General features: G+C 67.5%; 23 protein-coding genes. 13 read left to right on the plus strand and 10 right to left on the minus strand.

All coding sequences use genetic code 11. The features are described from left to right. Positions 1-262 precede the first annotated feature (262 nt). Positions 263-514: a hypothetical protein gene (locus tag D3654_RS15980; RefSeq protein ID WP_245413278.1), complete on the plus strand. Its 252-nt coding sequence runs from the start codon at positions 263-265 to the stop codon at positions 512-514. A gap of 24 nt (positions 515-538) precedes the next feature. Here the strand turns inward: D3654_RS15980 and D3654_RS15985 are convergent, their stop codons facing one another. Then, entirely contained in the window at positions 539-1,633 is a 1,095-nt protein-coding gene (locus tag D3654_RS15985) for a pyridoxal-phosphate-dependent aminotransferase family protein (RefSeq protein ID WP_120522447.1), read from the minus strand. A gap of 280 nt (positions 1,634-1,913) precedes the next feature. Here D3654_RS15985 and uraD point away from each other — a divergent pair, with 280 nt between their 5' ends. The 5 genes from uraD to purM all read left to right on the plus strand — a co-directional run bounded on the left by uraD (position 1,914) and on the right by purM (position 6,014). Next, positions 1,914-2,411 (plus strand): 2-oxo-4-hydroxy-4-carboxy-5-ureidoimidazoline decarboxylase, encoded by a 498-nt coding sequence (gene uraD, locus D3654_RS15990; protein ID WP_120522448.1) that lies wholly within the window; start codon positions 1,914-1,916, stop codon positions 2,409-2,411. Continuing rightward, positions 2,408-2,749: a hydroxyisourate hydrolase gene (uraH, locus tag D3654_RS15995; RefSeq protein WP_120522449.1), complete on the plus strand. Its 342-nt coding sequence runs from the start codon at positions 2,408-2,410 to the stop codon at positions 2,747-2,749. The genes uraD and uraH overlap by 4 nt, the downstream gene beginning before the upstream one ends. A 106-nt stretch (positions 2,750-2,855) precedes the next feature. Next, entirely contained in the window at positions 2,856-3,182 is a 327-nt protein-coding gene (locus D3654_RS16000) for a hypothetical protein (RefSeq protein ID WP_120522450.1), read from the plus strand. A 73-nt stretch (positions 3,183-3,255) separates the two neighbouring features. Then, positions 3,256-4,869: an amidophosphoribosyltransferase gene (purF, locus tag D3654_RS16005; protein ID WP_120522451.1), complete on the plus strand. Its 1,614-nt coding sequence runs from the start codon at positions 3,256-3,258 to the stop codon at positions 4,867-4,869. Continuing rightward, complete coding sequence (gene purM / locus D3654_RS16010; protein ID WP_120522452.1) at positions 4,866-6,014, plus strand: phosphoribosylformylglycinamidine cyclo-ligase; 1,149 nt, start codon at positions 4,866-4,868, stop codon at positions 6,012-6,014. The genes purF and purM overlap by 4 nt, the downstream gene beginning before the upstream one ends. Positions 6,015-6,137: 123 nt before the next feature. Here purM and D3654_RS16015 read toward each other — a convergent pair whose 3' ends face one another. The 5 genes from D3654_RS16015 to D3654_RS16035 all read right to left on the minus strand — a co-directional run bounded on the left by D3654_RS16015 (position 6,138) and on the right by D3654_RS16035 (position 10,214). Beyond that, on the minus strand, positions 6,138-7,118 hold the full coding sequence (locus D3654_RS16015; protein ID WP_120522453.1) for a TIGR03086 family metal-binding protein: 981 nt from the start codon (positions 7,116-7,118) through the stop codon (positions 6,138-6,140). Next, positions 7,115-7,444: an ArsR/SmtB family transcription factor gene (locus D3654_RS16020; protein WP_120522454.1), complete on the minus strand. Its 330-nt coding sequence runs from the start codon at positions 7,442-7,444 to the stop codon at positions 7,115-7,117. The genes D3654_RS16015 and D3654_RS16020 overlap by 4 nt, the downstream gene beginning before the upstream one ends. A 188-nt stretch (positions 7,445-7,632) precedes the next feature. Continuing rightward, the gene (locus D3654_RS16025; protein ID WP_120522455.1) at positions 7,633-7,965 is read right to left on the minus strand and encodes a histone-like nucleoid-structuring protein Lsr2; all 333 of its coding nucleotides are present in this window, start codon (positions 7,963-7,965) and stop codon (positions 7,633-7,635) included. A gap of 99 nt (positions 7,966-8,064) precedes the next feature. Next, positions 8,065-9,558: a LamG-like jellyroll fold domain-containing protein gene (locus D3654_RS16030; RefSeq protein ID WP_120522456.1), complete on the minus strand. Its 1,494-nt coding sequence runs from the start codon at positions 9,556-9,558 to the stop codon at positions 8,065-8,067. 47 nt (positions 9,559-9,605) lie between these two features. After that, positions 9,606-10,214 (minus strand): hypothetical protein, encoded by a 609-nt coding sequence (locus D3654_RS16035; protein WP_120522457.1) that lies wholly within the window; start codon positions 10,212-10,214, stop codon positions 9,606-9,608. 234 nt (positions 10,215-10,448) lie between these two features. On the opposite strand from D3654_RS16035, the gene D3654_RS16040 reads away from it, so the two are divergent. Further along, the gene (locus tag D3654_RS16040; RefSeq protein ID WP_120522458.1) at positions 10,449-10,913 is read left to right on the plus strand and encodes a MarR family winged helix-turn-helix transcriptional regulator; all 465 of its coding nucleotides are present in this window, start codon (positions 10,449-10,451) and stop codon (positions 10,911-10,913) included. Between the two features lie 206 nt (positions 10,914-11,119). Here the strand turns inward: D3654_RS16040 and D3654_RS16045 are convergent, their stop codons facing one another. Continuing rightward, complete coding sequence (locus tag D3654_RS16045) at positions 11,120-11,347, minus strand: DUF3073 domain-containing protein (protein WP_115789654.1); 228 nt, start codon at positions 11,345-11,347, stop codon at positions 11,120-11,122. A 244-nt stretch (positions 11,348-11,591) separates the two neighbouring features. Between D3654_RS16045 and D3654_RS16050 the strand changes: the two genes are divergently transcribed. Further along, complete coding sequence (locus tag D3654_RS16050) at positions 11,592-12,191, plus strand: septum formation family protein (RefSeq protein WP_245413279.1); 600 nt, start codon at positions 11,592-11,594, stop codon at positions 12,189-12,191. A 47-nt stretch (positions 12,192-12,238) separates the two neighbouring features. On the opposite strand, the gene clpB is transcribed toward D3654_RS16050, so the two are convergent. Continuing rightward, a complete protein-coding gene (clpB, locus tag D3654_RS16055; protein WP_120522460.1) occupies positions 12,239-14,893 on the minus strand; it encodes an ATP-dependent chaperone ClpB in 2,655 nt (884 codons plus the stop codon). A gap of 246 nt (positions 14,894-15,139) precedes the next feature. On the opposite strand from clpB, the gene D3654_RS16060 reads away from it, so the two are divergent. From D3654_RS16060 to D3654_RS16080, 5 genes are all read left to right on the plus strand, one after another. Further along, on the plus strand, positions 15,140-15,478 hold the full coding sequence (locus tag D3654_RS16060) for a YciI family protein (protein WP_162943763.1): 339 nt from the start codon (positions 15,140-15,142) through the stop codon (positions 15,476-15,478). A 75-nt stretch (positions 15,479-15,553) separates the two neighbouring features. Beyond that, a complete protein-coding gene (locus tag D3654_RS16065) occupies positions 15,554-16,024 on the plus strand; it encodes an SRPBCC family protein (RefSeq protein WP_120522462.1) in 471 nt (156 codons plus the stop codon). A gap of 92 nt (positions 16,025-16,116) precedes the next feature. Next, positions 16,117-17,451, plus strand: a complete 1,335-nt coding sequence (locus D3654_RS16070) for an FAD-binding oxidoreductase (protein WP_120522463.1) — start codon at positions 16,117-16,119, stop codon at positions 17,449-17,451. A gap of 53 nt (positions 17,452-17,504) precedes the next feature. Continuing rightward, positions 17,505-18,374: a DUF4031 domain-containing protein gene (locus D3654_RS16075; protein WP_120522464.1), complete on the plus strand. Its 870-nt coding sequence runs from the start codon at positions 17,505-17,507 to the stop codon at positions 18,372-18,374. Then, positions 18,371-19,135 carry a 2-phosphosulfolactate phosphatase gene (locus D3654_RS16080; protein ID WP_120522465.1) on the plus strand — a complete coding sequence of 255 codons (765 nt, stop codon included), beginning with the start codon at positions 18,371-18,373 and terminating at the stop codon, positions 19,133-19,135. Before D3654_RS16075 ends, D3654_RS16080 begins: the two co-directional genes overlap by 4 nt. A gap of 15 nt (positions 19,136-19,150) precedes the next feature. Here the strand turns inward: D3654_RS16080 and D3654_RS16085 are convergent, their stop codons facing one another. Continuing rightward, positions 19,151-19,510: a DUF1801 domain-containing protein gene (locus D3654_RS16085; RefSeq protein WP_120522466.1), complete on the minus strand. Its 360-nt coding sequence runs from the start codon at positions 19,508-19,510 to the stop codon at positions 19,151-19,153. An 8-nt stretch (positions 19,511-19,518) separates the two neighbouring features. Continuing rightward, on the minus strand, positions 19,519-19,920 hold the full coding sequence (locus D3654_RS16090; protein WP_120522476.1) for a YccF domain-containing protein: 402 nt from the start codon (positions 19,918-19,920) through the stop codon (positions 19,519-19,521). Positions 19,921-20,109 lie beyond the last annotated feature (189 nt).

A 20,109-nucleotide genomic window follows, 5' to 3' on the forward strand; every position in this document is an offset into this window, starting at 1 on the left:
CAAATGACCAGGCCCGTTTAATTACGTTACAAGGCGTAACAGGATGGTAGGCGCGCGCCGCGGGAAAGGCAACAGAGCGGTTGGCGGTTGGTGGGCCCCCGTGGACTCCGCTGCGAAACCTGCCCCTTGCCCGCCGAATTCGCGGGAGGGCTGCCGACTCGCCGGAACGTTCCAGCGACCCCGCAGCCCTCCCGCGACCCCGGCAAAGAAGACGCCTGCTGGACCCCTCGTACCCGCAGACCCGAAGTGGGACACTGTGCCCATGAACTTCGAGGAGCCCTTGGAGATGGCGCAGTGGTGGCGGAGGCTGACGCCGGCCACGCAACAGTGGCTGATCGACAACAACGGCGACGCCGTTCCCGCCCACATCGTGAGGGAAATCGTGGACGTCGGCGGCTCCATCGCATCCGAGGCCTGGTGGTCCGGCGAGACGGATTCCAGCGGCTACCACTTCTCCGACGATGCCATCGACTGGATCGAGGCCGTGGGAAACGGCGAGTCGCCCGACCGCTGACCCGAGCCGCTCAACCAACAAGCCTCACGCCTTAGCCAGCGCCTCCTCCAGCGCGCCCAGCACCAGTGTGACCGCGGCCGGGGACGCGTTCGGCCCCATGGTGCCGATCCGCCAGACGGTGTCCTTGAACGCCCCGACCCCGGCGCCGATCTCCATGCTGAAGTTGCGCAAGAGGTACCCGCGCACGGCAGCCGAGTCTACGGCGTCGGGCACTTTCACGGTGGTGAGGCTGTCCAGCCGGCTGCCTTCGGCGGCGAACAGATCCAGGCCGAGCTCCTGCAGCCCGGCGCGCAGCGCGGCGCCGGCCGCGTGGTGGCGGGCCTGCACCGCCTCGAGCCCTTCGGCGAGGATGCGGTCGAGGGCGGCTTCGAGCCCGGCGATCATGGTGACCGGCGCGGTGTGGTGATAGGTGCGGCTGCCGGTCGCGGCGCCGGCGTAGCCGCCGAGCAGGCCGATGTCCAGGTACCAGGAGCGCGGATCGCGGATGCGCCGTTCGAAGGCGCGCTCCGAGACCGTGAACGGGGACAGGCCGGGCGGCACGCCCAGGCACTTCTGGGTGCCGGCGTAGCCAACGTCGATCCCCCACTGGTCGGCCAGCAGTTCGAGGCCGCCGATCGAGGTCACGGCGTCGGCGATGAGCAGGGCGTCGCCCTTGTTCGCGCCGAGGGCGGCGATGTCCGAGAGCACGCCGGTGGAGGTTTCCGCGTGGACGGCGGCAATCACCTTGGGTGCCGGATGGGCGGCGAGGACACGTTCGGCGTCGACCGGCTGCCCCCACTCATGGTCCACCCGGACCACGGTGGCCCCGCAGCGGCGGGCCACCGCGCACATGCGCTCCCCGAACAGTCCGTTGACGGCGACGACGGCCACGTCGCCGTCGGACACGGTGTTGACGAAGGCGGCCTCCATGCCGCCGGAGCCGGTGGCGCTCAGCGGCAGGGTGCGGGTGTTCGCTGTCCCCCAAACCGTCCGCAGGCCGGCGCAGGTGCGGTCCAGCCGTTCGATGAACACGGGATCGAGGTGCCCGATCACCGGATGGGACAGAGCTGCCATGGCTTCCGGATAGGCGTTGCCCGGGCCGGGGCCGAACAGGAACCTCGACGTCAAAATGGCTGGCATGTGCAGACTCCTTCACGCGTCGGGGAAGCCGTTGGGGCAATTCTGCCGCAGGGCCGTCGCGGGCGGTACGCTCTTGCCATCAGTCTTGCTTTGCCCCGTGGGGAGAACCCTTGACAGCGGCGCCGAAACTCCGCTTGACTATTACGCATGCTGAAATAACAGTTCCATGATGCGGAAGGCAAAGCGTGCTGCAACGACAGCCGGCCTATCCGGCACCACCGCCGGAGTTCCGCATAGCCGTCACCATGGATGCCAGCATTTGCACGAGGGATGACCAAGCATGCAGCTTGCAGTATTCAACAGCGCAGACCGGACGGACGCCGTTGGAGTCCTGCGCCCCTGCCTCGACGTCGAGCGCTGGGTAGGGGAAATCGCCGACGCCCGGCCGTTCAACGCCAAGGATGACCTCCTCAACTTCGCGAAGGACGCGGCCGCTCCGTTCACGGCGGAGGAACTCGAGTCCGCCCTCGCCCACCACCCGCGCATCGGCGAACGCCCGCAGGCCAAGACCACCGAGGCGGCCATGTCCCGCTCGGAACAGTCCGGCGTGGACCCCAGCGACGACGCCACCGCCCTCGCCCTGGCCGAAGGCAACCGCGCCTACGAGGAGAAGTTCAACCGGGTCTTCCTGATCCGCGCCGCCGGCCGCAGCGCCGCGGACATCCTGGCGTCCCTCAACGAACGCCTGGAAAACACCCCCGAAGAAGAAGACCGCATCGTGGCCCAGCAGCTCCGCGAAATCGCGCTGCTCCGCCTTGAAGGAGTAATCGGCGCATGAGCGTTTCCCAGATCACCACCCATATCCTCGACACCGGTTCCGGCCGCCCGGCGGCGGATGTCGCCGTCGTGCTGTCAGTGCTCGACGGCGGCAACTGGACGTCCGTCGCGGAAGGCACCACGGACGCGGACGGCCGGATCAAGAACCTCGGCCCCGAGCGCGTACCGGGCGGCACGTACAAGCTCAACTTCGCCACGGGCGCGTACTACGCGGGCCTCGGCACGGAGACCTTCTTCCCGGTGGTCGACCTGAGCTTCACTGTGTCCGACGCCGGCGAGCACTACCACGTGCCGCTGCTGCTGAGCCCCTTCGCATTCTCCACCTACCGCGGCAACTGACACTTCCCCTCCCCCAACTGACTCGCAATAGGTGTCGTTTTGAGCGCTCATAACGACAACAACTGCGAGTCAGTTGGGTTAAGGCGGAACGGGTAGGCTGGAAGGCATGGTTTCTGAGGACTCGAACATCACCGGCAACTCCGCGGACAGCGCTCCCGAGCGGCGCATCACGGTACGCCGCGCGCCCCGCTTCGTGCCGTTCATGGTGCTCGGCGGGATCCTCGGGATCGTGGTTGCGGCCTTCGTGGCGTTCGGCCTGCCGGCCGATCCGCAGTTCGACGCCGGCGCCGTGTTCGGCTTCTTCACCGTCGCCTTCGCCGCCGCCGGCGTGATCCTCGGCTGCATCGTGGCCCTCATCCTGGACCGCCTGAGCATCCGCCGCAGCGAGCACGCCATCGTGGAAGCCGTGCCCGAAGAAGAACCCGGCGACTGATTTCACACCGCCGGACCGGTCATATTCGACTGAGGCGGAAAATACCACGCCCGGGACGTGAGACAATCGACCAGTGGCACGTGGCGACGGAAAACTTTCACATGATCTTCTCCCCGGCGAAAAAGGACCCCAGGACGCTTGTGGCGTCTTCGGAGTCTGGGCCCCTGGCGAAGAGGTAGCAAAACTCACCTATTACGGGCTGTATGCGCTGCAGCACCGCGGACAAGAGTCGGCTGGCATTGCGACCAGTGACGGCAAGCGCATCAACGTCTACAAGGACATGGGCCTCGTGTCCCAGGTCTTCGACGAAACCACCCTGAACACCCTCACCGGGCACCTTGCCGTCGGCCACTGCCGCTACTCCACCACCGGAGCCAGCCACTGGGCCAACGCACAGCCCACCCTGGGCGCAACCGCCACCGGCACGGTGGCCCTGGCCCACAACGGCAACCTGACCAACACGGCCGAACTGCGCGAGATGATCCTCGAGCGCAACGACGGCCAGCTCACCGGCGAAATGAAGCAGGGCAACACCTCGGACACCGCCTTGGTCACCGCCCTGCTTGAGGGCGAGCCCGGCAAGACCCTCGAAGAGACCGCCATGGAGCTGCTGCCCAAGATCAAGGGCGGCTTCTGCTTTGTGTTCATGGACGAAGGCACCCTCTACGCTGCCCGCGACACCTACGGCATCCGCCCGCTGTGCCTCGGCCGCCTGGACCGCGGCTGGGTGGTGGCGTCCGAGCAGGCCGGCCTGGCCACCGTGGGCGCCAGCTTCATCCGCGAAATCGAACCCGGCGAGTTCATTGCCATCGACGAGAACGGTGTCCGTTCCCAGCGTTTCGCGGACGCGACGCCGGCCGGTTGCGTTTTCGAGTACGTGTACCTGGCCCGCCCGGACGCCGCCATCAACGGCCGCTCCGTGTACGAGTCCCGTGTGGAGATGGGCCGCCAGCTGGCCCGCGAAAACACCCACGAGGCCGACATCGTCATCCCGGTCCCGGAATCCGGCACCCCTGCCGCCGTGGGCTACGCCGAGGAATCCGGCATCCCGTTCGCGCACGGCTTCGTGAAGAACGCCTACGTGGGCCGCACCTTCATCCAGCCCTCGCAGACGCTGCGCCAGCTCGGCATCCGGCTCAAGCTCAACGCCCTCGAGTCCGTGATCCGCGGCAAGCGCGTGGTGGTGGTGGATGACTCGATCGTCCGCGGCAACACCCAGCGCGCCATCGTGCGAATGCTGCGTGAAGCTGGCGCCGCCGAGGTCCACATCAAGATCTCCTCCCCGCCGGTGCAGTGGCCGTGCTTCTACGGCATCGACTTCGCCTCCCGCGCGGAACTGATCGCCAACGGCGCCACGATCGACGAGATCTCCCAGGCCATCGGCGCGGACTCCCTCGCCTACATCTCCGAAGACGGCATGATCGGCGCCACCCAGCAGCCTCGCGAGCGCCTCTGCACCGCGTGCTTCACGGGCACGTACCCCATCGAGCTCCCGGGCTCGGACAAACTGGGCAAGAACCTGCTGGAGCGCACCGACCTCGGCGGCCTGCCGTCGTCGGGCACCTCCGCCGAAGTTGACGACTCAGAGGACCCGGCAGAGAAGCCGGGCGCAACGGGCTGCGATCCAGGACCCGACGCCGAGTTTGAGAATCTGCTGACCGACGCCGACAAGAAAGAGTCTGTATGACCTCCGCCTCCCCCGCCGCTGAGAACAACGCCGGCATCACCTACGCCTCCGCCGGCGTCGACGTCGAAGCGGGCGACCGCGCCGTCGAGCTCATGAAGGACGCCGTCAAGGCGACGCACAACAGCTCGGTGCTGGGCGGCGTTGGCGGTTTCGCCGGCCTGTACGACGTCTCCAAGCTGCTCACCTACAAGAAGCCGCTGCTGGCCACCTCCACCGACGGCGTGGGCACCAAGGTCGCCATCGCCCAGGCCATGGACATCCACGACACCATCGGGTTCGACCTGGTGGGCATGGTTGTCGATGACATCGTGGTGGTCGGCGCCGAGCCGCTCTACATGACCGACTACATCGCCTGCGGCAAGGTGGTCCCCGAGCGCATCGCCGGCATTGTGCGCGGCATCGCCTCGGCCTGCTCCGTGGCCGGTACCGCCCTGGTGGGCGGCGAAACCGCCGAGCACCCGGGCCTGCTGGGCGAGCACGAGTACGACGTCGCCGGTGCCGCCACCGGTGTTGTCGAAGCCGACGCCCTGCTGGGCCCGGAGCGGGTGAAGGCCGGCGACGTCGTCATCGGCATGGCCTCCTCCGGCCTGCACTCCAACGGCTACTCCCTGGTCCGCCGCGTCATCAACCACGCCGGCTGGGCCCTGGACCGCCAGGTCTCCGAACTCGGCCGCACCCTGGGCGAGGAACTGCTGGAGCCCACCCGCGTGTACGCCGCCGACTGCCTGGACCTGGCCCGCACCTTCCCGGTGAACTCCGGCAAGGGCGTCAACGGCTTCAGCCACGTCACCGGCGGCGGCCTGGCCGCGAACCTGGCCCGTGTGCTGCCGCAGGGCCTCGTGGCCACGGTGGACCGTGCCACCTGGGAACTGCCGGCCATCTTCAAGCTGGTCTCCGAACTCGGCAACGTGCCGCTGGCCGACCTGGAGCGCACCCTGAACCTGGGTGTCGGCATGGTGGCCATCGTGTCGCCGGAGATTGCCGACGCCGCCGTGGCCCGCCTCAACGAGCGCGGCCTGCCGTCCTGGATCATGGGCACCGTTTCGGCGGACTCCGATTCGATCGACAAGACCGGTCCGGACTACGTCCAGGGAGCCAAGGGCGTCGACGGCGGGGCCGTCCGTTTGGTGAACGCCTACGCCTAAGCGAAAACGCATGAAGCGGGCCGGCAGTGTGAAACTGCCGGCCCGCTTTTTTTGCAACGCGGGGTCAGGTACGGCCCATGTTTGGCACCGGGATGGGCCGCAACTGACCCCGCGTTGGGGTTCCTAGGCGTGGACCGTGCGGCCCGTGAACGCGACCAGGCGATCCAGGCTGGACGCCGTCTCGGCGACTTCCTGGGCCGGGGCAAAGCTGCCGCCGGCACGGACCTGCTCGCTGATGGTGTTCTGGGCGAGCACCTCCACGTAGTCGGTCACTTCGTCCGCGACCAAAAGCTCCAAGCCAAGGGCTTTCGCAAAATCCCAGGCGTGGACCAGGAACTCGAGGTTGAGGATCGAGGCCACCATCGTGGCCGGCAGTTCCGCGAAACCCATGTCAACGGCGCCTTCGAGGCCGCGGCGGTAGAAGGCCTCCAGGGTGGGCTGGGCAAGGTCCGCGATGCGCACCTCAGGCGACTTCCCGGCGTCGTCGGCAACATCGGCGCCCAGGGCCTTCGCGATGCTGGAAACGGAACCGGCCAGGTGGTCGAGGAGCTGGGCCACGTTGAAATCGGAGCAGGGCGTCTGGGCCTGGCTGTCCGCCGTTGTGACCTGGGTGAGGACACGCTGCAGGATGGCGAGCGTGGCATCGGCCGAGGTGAGTTCGTTCAGTTCGGCAGGTGCGGCGGCCCATTCGTCGGCACCGGCGTCGCCCGCGGAGGCCTGGGCGAGCAGGCGGTCGAGGTAGTGGTTCCATCCCTCGGAGTGCGCGGCGACGGCTTCCGGGCTCGGAAGGCCCTCGTGCACGAGCCGGACCGCAGTGCCGCCGTCGACCGGTTCCAGGGTGATGGCCACGGTGGAGACGTTGTCCGCCGGGGCGCCGGGCTGCTCCCAGCCCCAGGTGAACACGACACGCTTGCCGGGCTCGATTTCGGTGAATGTTCCGGCCGCATGGTTGCCGGGGGTGATGGTCCAGCGGTACTCGCCGCCCACCCGCAGATCCACGCGGGCGGCGACGGCCTGCCAGCGGCGGAGCCGTTCGGGCTGGGTGATGAGTTCGAACGTTTGGTCGACGTCGAGGGGCAGGACAACGGTCTTGTCGTAGGTCATGATGATTCCTCGCTTGTGGGAAGGCGGTCGGTGGTGAAGTTGCGGGCGTCGTCAACGAGCATGTCCAGCTCGGTGGTCCAGAACTGCTCGAACAGGAGCCGGAGATTCCTCATGCCGGCGGCGTCCAAGCAGTAGTAGCGGTTCCGCCCCTCCTTGCGGGCGGAAACGAGTCCTACCTGCTCCAACAGCAGCAAGTGCTGCGAGACTGCGGATCTGCTCACCGTGAATCCGGCGGCCAGCTCCGTGACAGTGCGCTCCCCCGCCGCAAGCAGGTGCAGCAGGCGCCGCCTGTTCGGCTCCGCGGCAACTTCCAGTGGGTCGAGCATGCTTAATACGTTAGCCATTGCTAACGCATTAAGTCAACGCTGTCCGACGACGCCCAAACCTCAACGATGAAAGCGGGCCAGCAGTCATCCTCGACTGCCGGCCCGCTTTCTTTTTGCAACGCGGGGTCAGGTACGGCCCATCCGCCCGCCCCGCATGGGCCGTAAGTGACCCCGCGTTGGGGTTGTGTTCAGGCGGCCCCGGCCTCGGCAGCCTGGAAGGCCTGCACGATCGACTTGGGGATCTGGCCGCGGCTGCTCAACTCATAGCCCTGCTCCGCCGCCCACCGGCGGATCCTGGCCGTCACGGAAAGCGGTGCTACCTTCCTGCCTTGGACGGCTGGAGCCGAGGCTTTCCGCCTGCCCGCGTTCATGAACACCCCGAGGTAGGAGCGGAAAGCCGCTGCGTTGGCTGAGGACAGGTCCACTTCGTAGTCGACCCCGTCCACGGCGAACCTCACGCGCTCGTCCGCACTACTGCCGTCCAGGTCGTCCAGCAACAGGAAATCATTCTGCTTGTTCATGGCCAACGGTCCTTTCCCGGGGCGTGTAATCCGTTTGATTCCCGGAGGTCGGCTCCGGAAGGGAATGAATGTCAGTGGGCATGGCGCGGATCCGATCGCTTACGGGGCCGCGGCCTGGAAGTGCGCCAGCACCTGCGCCGGCGTAAGGGCGGTTGTGTCGTAGACGGCGATGTTGTCCACCTGGCCGTCGAAAGCCGTGAGGCCGGCTCCCGGCCAGCCGGTGAGGTCGCCGTTGCCGAAGCGCCAGTACCCGGTGTAGCCGCTCCGCGCCGTGGTGACGGCTGCCGAGGCGGCCACCGAAGCGCCGTCGACGTAGAGGTTCATCCCCGCGGAGGACAGGCTGACGGCGGCGTGGTGCCAGGCGCCGTCGTTGTAGGCCGCGGGCGAAACGATGGTGTGCATGGTGCCGCCGGGGGCGACGCCGAACACGAGCTTCCCGTCGACGCGCATGTAGAGGTTGCGGTCGTTGACGCCGGTGACGTTGTTCTTCGAGTCCTGGAAGCCGGCGAGCTTCCCGCCGAGGATGGAGGTGGTCTTGAACCACATTTCGTAGCTGAAGGCCGTGGGTCCGGTGCTGCCGGTGGTGGTGGCGATGTAGCGGAGGCCGGCAAGGTCTGCGCTGCTGCCGCCGTCGCCGGCGCAGGGGACCGCGGTGCCCAGGGACGCCGTCATGCGGAACGTGCCGTCGTTGCCGGTGCCCGAGCTGTCCGTGACGGCAGTGGCGGGCTTCGGGGAATCGTTGAAGCCGTAGAACAGGGACGGCGAATCGGCGAGGGCCGCGGCCGTGCAGCTGAAGAAGGTCCGGGAAGACAGGGTGCTGGCCTGGGTGGAACTCGTGCTGGCGAAAGCCGCGTGCGCCATGGGGGCGGTCATGACAGCCGCGCCCGCGAGGCCGGCCGCGGCAGCCAGGAACAACACCAGGCTGCTTGCCCGCCGTGCCTGTCCGAGCCAGGCTTTCCAGTCTGCCCGACGGCGGCTCCCGGACTTTGGGCCCCCGGACCTTGCGACCTTGCGGCCCGGCCGGGCGAAGTGCCTGTCCAGCCTCGTCATGGCCAGCGCCGCGGCCAGCACCGCGACGCCGATGATTACCAGGACCCACTGGCCCCTGCCGATCCAGACGATCGGGAGGCCTACCGCCGGGATCCTCAGGTAGCCCACGCCGTGTACGGCCGAAGGCCACACGCTCGAGGAGTCATTGGCCGCGTTGGCGTCTCCGCGCAGGACGAGGGAGCCGTCCGGGTTCACCGCGGCGATGCGGTGGAGGCGGAGCCGGTCGGCGTGGTCAGGATCGTCCACCAGGACAACCCGGCCGGGAGTGAGGTTCTCTGCTCCCATGGGCCGGGAAACCACGACGTCGCCCACCGAGATGGTCGGTTCCATGGAGCCGCTCACCACGGTGGTGGGCTGCCAGCCAAGGAGGGCCGGCGCGGAGGCCCAGCCCATCATGGTGACTGCCAGGATCACCACCACCCGCCCCAGCGCGGCGCCCAGAACGCGCAGCCACTGCTGGGAAATGGAGTGCCCTTTCAGCTCCTCCGGGCTGCCGGCAGTCGCGGCAGCGTCCGCTGCGGCTGCTTGTTCTGTCGGCAACATCCGGGGGCTCCTACAGGGTGGGACGGGTGGTGGCAAGCACGGCGGGTTTAGCTCTGGGACTCCCAGGTGAACCCGATGGAGGCGGTGTCGCCCTGGTACGCGTTGTCCGCAGAGGTGGAGCCCGCGGTGGCAAAAGTCCAGTCGATCTTGTAGGTGCGGGATCCGCCGGCGGGCAGCGCGTAGGAATCCGCACCGGTGGCGTAGCTGCTCGAGGCGGCGGCGAAGGACGTCAGCGAGGTGGTTGCGACGGCGACGGAGCCGGCGGTGAATCCCGTGCAGGCGCCGTTGGCCGGGGCCGCGCCCGGGAAGCTGCCGCTGGTGACGGTGACGTTGATACGGTCACCGAGGCTCTTGGTGCCCTTGCTGTAGCTGGAGGCGTACACCTTGAGCGTGCTGGCGATGTTTGCCGTAGTGGAAACGGTGATGCACTTGCTTCCCGCGTCGCCCGGCTTGATGTTGGAGGCCGAGAACAGCGCCGTCCCGGAAGCATCGTTGGTCAGGGCCAGGGAGCCGGAAGCCCAGTTGTTGCCGGCGTTGTTGGTGGTGGCGCTGAAGGCCGAGTACGACGCCTGGGACACGAGCAGGCCGCTGACGACCAGTGCCGCGGGAACGGCTGCCCATTTGGCGATGACTGCTGCGTGAACTGAGTGACGCATGGTGACTCCTGAAAACTGAGGGCCGATTGAGACCTAATCGGATGAGCCGCCGCTGCGGGCTCGAAACCAGATTAGCAAAATTCACTTGATCGTCAAGCAGTTTTTTCATCAAGCTATATTTCAATCAAGGAAAAACGGGTCATCCGGCTTGGAATCGGCAGAAATCCGGGACAGTTCCGGGACTTACCCGTATACTGAAGTAACTTTCTCGTCAAGACATTTAGGGGACCGGCCATGGCTAGCTCAGCCGAGTACGTGCCGTTCGTTCTGTTGCTCCGTCAGCTCCAGCTCACCAGCGGCAACTTGAGGGCAGGCATCGCCAAGGAGCTCGGCATCAGCATGGCGGAACTGAACGCGCTCTCCCACGCCGCGGACCAGGAGGGCCTCACGCCCAAGAAGCTCTCCGAACTGATGGACCTCACCACCGGATCGATGACCACCATGATCGACCGGCTGGAGCGCGCGGGGTTGATGGTGCGGCAGCCGCACCCGACCGACCGCCGGAGCATCCGGCTGGCACTGACGCCAGGCGGCCGGCAGGCCATGCGGTGGGTCAACAGGCTGTACCTGGACGCCGTCATGGCTGCCTTCAATGCGAGCCCGCACAGCGACCTTGGTGACCAGACGGAGTTCATCGAAGCCCTGTCCGCGTCCCTCGACGCCTCCACCCCGCGCGGCTCCGGCGAGTCTGCACGTTAAGCACGCGCGGCGCTAGGCACGCGCGGCGGCCAAACTGCCCGGCGGGCCAACAGGGCACGCAAAATACCCGCAGGGGGCGCCTGGGGCGCACCCTGCGGGTGAAGAACTGTGCTTCCCGGCGGTCGCTGCCGGGTAGGCGGAAGTCCGGGAGATGCAAGTACGACGGCGGCGGCGTCACCGGTGCCTGGCGGCACCGCATGTGCCAGCTAGCCGATGCGGCGCGAGTCTACCTCGTCGTCTTCGTCATCCTGTGCGTACTTGTCCGCATAGGCCGAGTAATCCGGCTCCGTGGGATCGTCATCGAAGTGGCTCACCGCACGACTTGATGGCCCCGTCAGCTCACGCTGAAGGGCCGAATAGTCAGTGTTCGGGGAGTAGTACTTGATGTCCCGAGCCTGCTTGGTAGCTTTTGCCTTTTGACGGCCGCGCCCCATGGCGTGACCCCCTTTTGTACTTGGACCGGAGGTGGTCACCTTGGCGATCGGTGAGGCCCCGGAATGTTTGGTCAATTTGTCGTATGTCTAGATTACATGCTTTCGGCAGCGACTGCGTGCCACCGGGCCCGCCCTTGGCACCCCCGAGGCCCCGCACGGAGCACGGCAGGCGGGCACAGGCAAAACTTGGGTAAAGTCTCCCAAAGGTGAGCTTCGCAAAAGCAGGAAAGGCACGGATTCGGACATGGGCCAGGAAAACCCCTTCCCGGACAACTCGGAGGACGGATACGGCGACGCCGTGCCCGCCCGGCCCGCACGGCCCCGCACGCCGATGGACCTCCTGACCAGGCAGCGGCTGATCATCGGCGGCATCGTCCTTTTCGTGCTGTTGCTGATCATCGCGGTGATCTGGACCCTGGTTTCCCTGTTCGGCAACCGCCCCGAGCCCGACGGCGGCCCGGGCGTCGCAGCCTCCGCCAGCCGCCCCCCGCTGCCCGCTGACCTCGAGTCCAAGGACTACCGCGTCGGCGACTGCTTTGCGGACTTCGATTCCAATGCCAACAAGGCCCGCGCCGTGGAATGCACCACACCGCACTCCGCCCAGCTTGGCGCCGTATTCAGCTACAAGGAGAGCGACAGCTTCCCCGGCACCAACGCCCTGCGGGACAAGGGCCGCGCCGTCTGCCTCACGGTGATGCTGAACGAGGCCTCCCGCAACTACAAGCTGCTCCAGCAGAATGTCTACCCGAGTTCCACCAGCTGGGACAGCGGCGACCGCCGCGTGGACTGCTTCATCGTGGTGGACTCGGGCAACACCCTGAAGGAAAGCGTCCTCCAGAAGTAGGAACCGGCCGGGTTCCCCGCCCGGAAGCAGGGAACCCGGGCAGGGCCTCAGTCTTTCCGGCGCACCACCAGGCCGGTGCCGGCGGGAGCACCGCCGTCGGGCCCGGCAAGGGCCTCAAGTCCCTCGATGGTGAGTTCGTCGACGTCGGCCGCGGTATCCACCAGCACGGTGTCGCCGTCGGCGATCTCCCCGGCCAGAATCTCCTTGGCCAGCCGGTCGCCGATCTCGCGCTGCACGAGGCGGCGCAGCGGCCGGGCACCGTAGGCCGGGTCGAAGCCGGTCATCGCCAGCCAGGCCCTGGCGCCGTCGCTGACCTCGAGGCTAAGACGGCGGCCGTGCAGGCGCTTGGCGAGCTCGGCCACGTGCAGTTCCACGATGTCGGCCAGTTCGTCCACGCTCAGCGGATCGAACAGCACGATCTCGTCCAGGCGGTTCAGGAATTCCGGCTTGAAGGAGGCCCGCACCACGGTCATCACGGCTTCCTGCTTGGCACGGGCATCCAGCGACTGGTCCACCAGGAACTGGCTGCCAGAGTTGGAAGTCAGCACCAGGATGGTGTTCCGGAAGTCGACGGTGCGGCCCTGTCCGTCGGTGAGGCGGCCGTCGTCGAGCACCTGCAGGAGGATGTCGAAGACCTCGGGGTGGGCTTTCTCCACCTCGTCCAGCAGCACCACGGAGTACGGCCGGCGCCGCACGGCTTCGGTGAGCTGGCCGCCCTCCTCGTAGCCGACATAGCCGGGAGGGGCACCGACCAGGCGGGCCACCGAATGCTTCTCGCCGTATTCGGACATGTCGATCCGGATCATGGCGCGTTCGTCATCGAAGAGGAAGTCCGCCAGCGCCTTGGCCAGCTCGGTCTTGCCGACGCCGGTGGGCCCCAGGAACAGGAACGAACCAGTGGGCCGGTTGGGATCGGAGATCCCGGCGCGGGCACGGCGGACGGCGTCGGAGACGGCGGTGACGGCCTTGTGCTGGCCGATCAGCCGCCGGCCCAGCTCTTCCTCCATGTGCAGGAGTTTCTGGGATTCGCCCTGGAGCATGCGCCCGGCGGGAATGCCGGTCCAGGCGGAAATGACCTCCGCGATGTCGTCCGCGGTGACTTCCTCCGCGACCATCAGGTCCGGTTTGTCCTGGGCTGCTTCCTCTGCGGCGGCCGCATTGAGTTCGCGCTCGAGCGCCGGCAGCTCGCCGTAGAGGATGCGCGACGCCGATTCGAGGTCGCCTTCGCGCTGGTACTTTTCCGCGGCGGAACGCAGTTCGTCGATCTTCGCCTTGAGGTCTCCGACCCTGTTGAGGCCCGCCTTCTCGGCTTCCCACCGGGCGTTGAGCGCGGCCAGGGTTTCTTTCTTGTCCGCCATGTCCGCACGGAGCGCAGCGAGGCGTTCCACGGAGGCGGCGTCGGTCTCGCCCTGGAGCGCGAGCTCTTCCATGGTCAGCCGGTCCACGGCGCGGCGCAGCTGGTCGATTTCCTCCGGGGCGGAGTCGATCTCCATGCGCAGCCGCGAGGCTGCCTCGTCCACGAGGTCGATGGCCTTGTCCGGGAGCTGCCGGCCCGAGATGTAGCGGTTGGACAGGGTCGCGGCGGCCACCAGGGCGGAGTCGGCGATGGCCACCTTGTGGTGGGCTTCGTAGCGTTCCTTGAGCCCGCGCAGGATGCCGATGGTGTCGTCCACGCTGGGCTCACCCACGTAGACCTGCTGGAAGCGGCGTTCCAGGGCGGGGTCCTTCTCGATGTTCTCGCGGTATTCGTCCAGGGTGGTGGCGCCGATCAGCCGCAGCTCGCCGCGGGCCAGCATGGGCTTGAGCATGTTGCCGGCATCCATGGCGCTCTCGCCGGTGGCGCCGGCGCCCACCACGGTGTGGATCTCGTCGATGAACGTGACGATCCGGCCTTCGGAGTTCTTGATTTCCTCCAGCACGGCCTTGAGGCGCTCCTCGAATTCGCCGCGGTACTTGGCCCCGGCCACCATCGAAGCCAGGTCCAGGGCGATAAGGGTCTTGCCGCGCAGGCTCTCCGGGACGTCGCCGGCCACCATGCGCTGGGCCAGGCCCTCCACCACGGCGGTCTTGCCCACGCCGGGCTCACCGATCAGCACCGGGTTGTTCTTGGTGCGCCGGGAGAGGACTTGGATGACGCGGCGGATCTCGGAATCGCGGCCGATAACGGGGTCCAGCTTGCCCGAACGCGCCACGGCAGTCAGGTCGGTGCCGAATTTCTCGAGCGCCTGGAAGGTGTTCTCGGGGTCCGGCGAGTTCACCTTGCGGTCGCCCCGGACACCCGGCAGGGCGGCGAGGAGCGCCTCGTGGGAGGCTCCGGCGTCGCGCAGCAGTTTCCCGACGGCGTCACTTCCGGCGGAGAGGCCCAGCAGCAGGTGTTCGGTGGAGACGAAGGAATCGCCGAGTTTTTCTGCCTCGCTTTCGGCGGCCTTGATGGCCTGCAGTGCCGGCCGGGACAGCTGTGCCTGCTGCACCGAGCTGCCCGACGACGACGGCAGCGCCTTGATCGCGGAACTCGCCTGGACGCTCACCGCGTCCGGGTCCGCGCCCGTGGCGCGCAACAGCGCAACAGCGACGCCCTCGCGCTGGTCCATGAGCGCCTTGAGGAGGTGGGCCGGTTCGACTTGCGGATTCCCGGCAGTCGAGGCGTTCATGGCTGCCGCGGAAAGAGCCTCCTGGCTCTTGGTGGTGAATTTGACGTCCAAAAAAGAGCTCCTTTCGGGAAGCTGAAGATCAAAAGTTGAGTCGCGTGACCTTTATAAACTTGAGTCTATCACGCTCAACTTTGAATTTCGCCTTCTGTGGTCCATGCTTGTCCACCGCGGAACGGCTGTCCAGCGGGCCCAACAAACGAGTACCGGGCATCCCTCCCCGGCGGCGTGACCGCGTCCTAGGATCAAGCTGTGACCGGAGGGATGACCCCCGATGGCACACGGAGAAAAGGACCTGTCATGGCGAAGTTCGTAGTTCTCTACATCGGCTCGATGTCGGCCGAAACCCAGATCGCGGAGAGCACACCGGAACAGGCCGAAGCCGGCATGAAGGCCTGGACCGACTGGGCCGCCAAGACCGGGGACGCCCTGGTTGACTTCGGCACCCCGCTCGGCACCGGAAGGGAAGTGTCCGTCTCCGGTGTTTCGGACACCGCCACGGGAGTCGGCGGCTACAGCATCCTCGAGGCCGACGACCTCCAGGCTGCGGTCGATCTAGTGAAGGACCACCCGCATTTCATGAGCGGAGGCGGATCCAGCATCCAGATCTACCCGGCACTCGAGATTCCCGGAATGTAGCCGGACGGCCAACGCGGTACAGCCGGGTACCGGCCGTACCGCCTGTTTCGTCCGTCACAGTCGTACGATGTGGCCATGGCAACCTTTACTGTTTCCCGAAGCGCGCTCATCCCCGTACCCGCGTCAGCGATCTTCCCCTTGGTCAATGACTTCCACGAATGGACCCACTGGTCTCCGTGGGAGGCGATGGACCCGAACCTCAGCCGCAGCTACTCCGGCCCCGAGTCCGGCGTGGGCGCCAAATACGCGTGGACCGGAAACGGCAAAGTGGGCTCCGGCAACATGGAGATCGTCGGTTCGGATGAGCCCTCCCGCGTCCAGATCAGGCTCGAATTCGTCAAGCCCTTCAAGAGCGTGAACCCCACCCTTTTCACCTTCGTCCCGGAAGGCGGCGCCACCCGGGTCACCTGGGCCATGACCGGCGAGAACAAGACCCTCATGTCCAAACTGTTCGCCCTGTTCATGAACATGGACAAAATGGTGGGCAAGGACTTCGAAAAGGGCCTGGCATCGCTCGGCGCGGAGGCCGCCAAGCGGCAAGGCTGAAAGAATTTCCTAAGGATTTCCCCATGGCCGCGGCGGCACCCCAGTCGTACTCTTTAGCCTGAGGGGTAGGGCGGCGGAAGCAGAGGTGCGCCATGGAATGGACCCGGCCGGACAGCCCGGACTACGACGAAAAACGGAAGCTCTTCAACGCAATGATCGATCGCCGCCCGGCGGTCATCGCGCAATGCGCGTCCCCCGCCGATGTGGCAGAGGCGCTGGCCTACGCGCGGAACCACCGGCTGGATGTCGCAGTGCGCGCCGGCGGCCACTCGGTGGCGGGGATGTCCACCAACGAAGGCGGCCTGGTGGTGGACGTGCGGCCCATGAAATCGATCAGGGTGGACCGGGAAAGGCGCTCGGTCACGGTCGGCTCGGGCGTGACGTGGGGCGAGTTTGACCGCGCCACCCAGGAGCACGGCCTCGCGACCACGGGCGGCCGGGCGTCCACCACGGGCGTCGCGGGCTTCACCCTGGGCGGCGGGTCCGGCTGGCTGGAACGCTCCTACGGCTTTGCCTGCGACAACCTGCTTTCCGTGGACCTCGTGACCGCGGCCGGGGAACAGGTCACCGCGAGCGCACAGGAGAACCCGGAGCTGTTCTGGGCACTGCACGGCGGCGGCGGGAACTTCGGGGTGGCCACGTCCTTCACGTTCCAACTGCGGGACCTCGGCCCCACCGTGCAGGCTGGAATCATGCTCTTCCCGGGGGCCGCCGCAACGGAGGTGAGCCGCGGCTTCCGCGACGCTGCACTTGCAGCCCCCGACGCCGTCGGGACCGCCCTGATCTACCTCACCGCTCCGCCGGAACCGTTCGTCCCGGAGCACATGGTGGGCAAGATGGCGGTTGGCGTGGCGTACGTCTATGCCGGGGACGCCGAGGAGGGTGCCGCCCACGTCCAGCCGTTCCGCGACATGGGCCCGGTGGTGGACCTCGTGGAACCCATGGGATATGCGGACTTCCAGTGCATGCTGGACGATCCACCCGGCAAGTACAACTACTGGAGCGCCGACTACCACGACGAGCTTCCGGACGATGCCCTGGACCTGTTCGTGGACTCCGCTCAGCGGCTGCCTGGGGAACATTCACAGCAGCTCATCGCCCGCTGGGGCGGGGCCGTGGGCGGGCCGGGCGCGGCGTCCACTCCCCTGCAGAACCGCAGCGCCGCCTGGGTGAGCCACCCGTTCGGCCTGGCGGACACGCCCGAGGGCGGGCAGGACGCGAAGGCCTGGGTCAAGCGTTTCCGCGCCGACATCGCCCCGCACACCACGGGCGGCGTGTGGCTGAACTTCATCGGCCACGAAGGGCAGGAACGCATTGTGGCCGCGTACGGCGAGGAGAACTACCGGCGGCTGTCCCGGGTCAAGCGCGAATTCGATCCGGAGAACATCTTCAGGGGAAACCAGAACATCCTCCCGGCGGAGCGCTGAGGCGTCCCTCGCGGGGCCCTTGCCCGGCTCACCGCCGGGACTACACTTTGGCCATGGCCGTCTACGTCGACCCGCCCCTGTGGCCCGCGCACGGGACCGTGTTCTCCCATCTGGTGTCGGACACGTCCCTTGAGGAACTGCACGCCTTCGCCGCGGCGGCCGGCGTGCCCGAGCGGGCCTTCGACGGCGACCACTACGACGTCCCGGAGCGCCGCTACGCGGATCTCGTGGCGGCCGGGGCGATCCCCGTCGAAGCCCGGGTGCTGGTGCGCAAACTGATCGCCAGCGGCCTGCGGATTCCTGCGCGGCAGCGCAGCAAGGCCCTGACCGTGCCGCTCCTGGAGCGCTGGAACTCGGTCCTACCCGGGCACGAGGAACTCGGCTTCGAACTGCTGGAACGCTGGGGCGAGGACCACCGCAAGTACCACAGCCGCACCCACCTGCTGGCGGTCCTGGAGGCGCTGGACACCCTCACCGACCCCGCGCTGCCGGCCCGGACCGTGTCCTTGGCGGCGTGGTTCCACGACGCCGTCTACGAAGGCATCGCCGGCCAGGACGAGGAAGAATCCGCCGTGCTGGCCGAGAAGCGGCTCACCGCGGCGGGCCTGCCCGCGCGGGACATCGGCGAGGTGGCCCGCCTGGTCCGGCTCACCGCCACGCACGACCCCGAACCCGGGGATTACGCCGGCGCCCTGCTCTGCGACGCGGACCTCTCCGTCCTCGGCGCCGAACCGTCCGCCTATGCGATCTACCTGGCCGCCGTCCGCGAAGACTACGCGCACGTCAGCGACGCCGATTTCGCCGCCGGCCGGGCCGCCGTCGTCCGCCGCCTGCTGGCGCTCGACCCGCTCTTCCACAGCTCCCGCGCCAAAACGCTCTGGCTGGACGCCGCGCGCCGGAACCTGCAGGCGGAACTGCAGTGACGGCCGGGGCCGTGCACCGGCAGCAGCCGTACCGGATCCGGTTCGAATGGGGGCTCGACGGCGCCAGGACCGTCACGTCCGGGGCGGACCTTGCGGTGGTGGTGGACGTCCTCTCGTTCAGCACCTGCGTGAGCGTCGCCGTCGAACGCGGCGTGCAGGTCTATCCGTATGGCTGGAAGGACACCGGCGCCGAGGACTTCGCCGTGCACCACCACGCCACGCTCGCGGGGCCGCGGAACGGTGGGGGGCTGAGCCTGTCACCGTCCAGCCTGCGCGACACTCCGGGACTGGAGCGGGTGGTGCTGCCCTCCCCCAACGGCTCGGCCATCTGCCACGAACTGGCCCGGGAGGTGCCGCTGCTGGCGGCCGTGTGCCTGCGCAACGCCGCGGCCACCGCCGACTGGGTGCTGGCCACCCTCCCGGAGGATGCGGTGATCGCCGTGGTGGCGGCCGGCGAGAAGTGGCCCGACGGCGGACTCCGGCCCGCCGTCGAGGACCTGTGGGGTGCGGGCGCGTTCCTTGCCGGGCTCGTGGCGGCAGGGCGCGAAGTCTTCACCCCGGAGGCTTTGTCCCCCGAAGCCCTGGCGGCGGCCGCCGCTTTTGACGCCGCCGAGCCCGCGCTTCCGGAACTGCTGCGGGGCTGCTCCAGCGGGCGGGAACTGATCGGGATGGGGTACCCCGACGACGTCGAGATCGCCGCCGGGCTGGACGCCGCCTCCGCGGTGGCCGTGCTGCGGGACGGGGCGTTCGGCCGGGCCTAGCTCTTGCTGGCGGGCCTAGCCTTTGCTGGCGATCCAGTTCCGGATCACGTCTGCGAGGGCGGCCTTCTTGGCCTCGAAGTCCGCGGAGTCGAGGAACCGCGCAACCCGGGACACCTCGCCGTCGCCCTCAAGCAGGCCGGAGCTGTCCTCGATGGACGCGCCCTGGTGGAACATCAGCGTGACGTTTTTCTTCGCCTTGGGGAAGAAGGAAGCAATGTTCCCCTTGTACATGAAGGTGGGAGCCTGCCATTTGATGGCCTCGCTGATGCCCGGATCCACGGACAGGATGAAGGCGCGGACGTCCGAGACGAGTTGCCGCTGCGGGTTGTCGTACTTGTCCAGCCAGGCGTCGACGTCCGGGTTCCGGTTGTCCATTCGCCCGCCTAGCGGTAGTTGCTCGCGAAGGGCCGGTTGCTCGGCACGATCTGCTTCCCGAGCGGCATGAGGGACACCGGGATCAGCTTCAGGTTGGCGATGGCCAGCGGGATCCCGATGATCGTGATGGCCATGGCGAAGGCTGTGACCACGTGTCCGATGGCGATCCAGATGCCCGCGACGAGCAGCCAGATCACGTTGCCCAGGAGCGTGAACACGTTGCCCGACCCGGGTTTGTCCACCACGGTCCGGCCGAAGGGCCACAGGGTGTAGGCGGCGATCCGGAAGGACGCGATCCCCCAAGGGATGGTGACGATCAGGACGCAGCACACGATGCCGGCGGCGAAATATCCCAAGGCCAGCCAGAACCCGCCGAAAACCAACCAGATGATGTTCAGGAGCGTCTTCATGCCTACCATTCTCCCGCTTCCTCCCGGCGCAGGGGGTAGGGGTTTGCCCTGATCGTCCCCTGAGATCGCGCCCGCCCAACTAGCTCGCAATAGTTGTCGTTTTGACGCCTCAATTACCCAGGGGCTTCGCCCCGCCGTGGGCATGGAAAATGTGTGCAGGGGCGGGGTCTCTGGCGTGGTGCCGGTTGC

Origin of the sequence: Arthrobacter celericrescens (genome assembly GCF_003614925.1) — a bacterium.
Lineage (GTDB): Bacteria > Actinomycetota > Actinomycetes > Actinomycetales > Micrococcaceae > Arthrobacter > Arthrobacter celericrescens.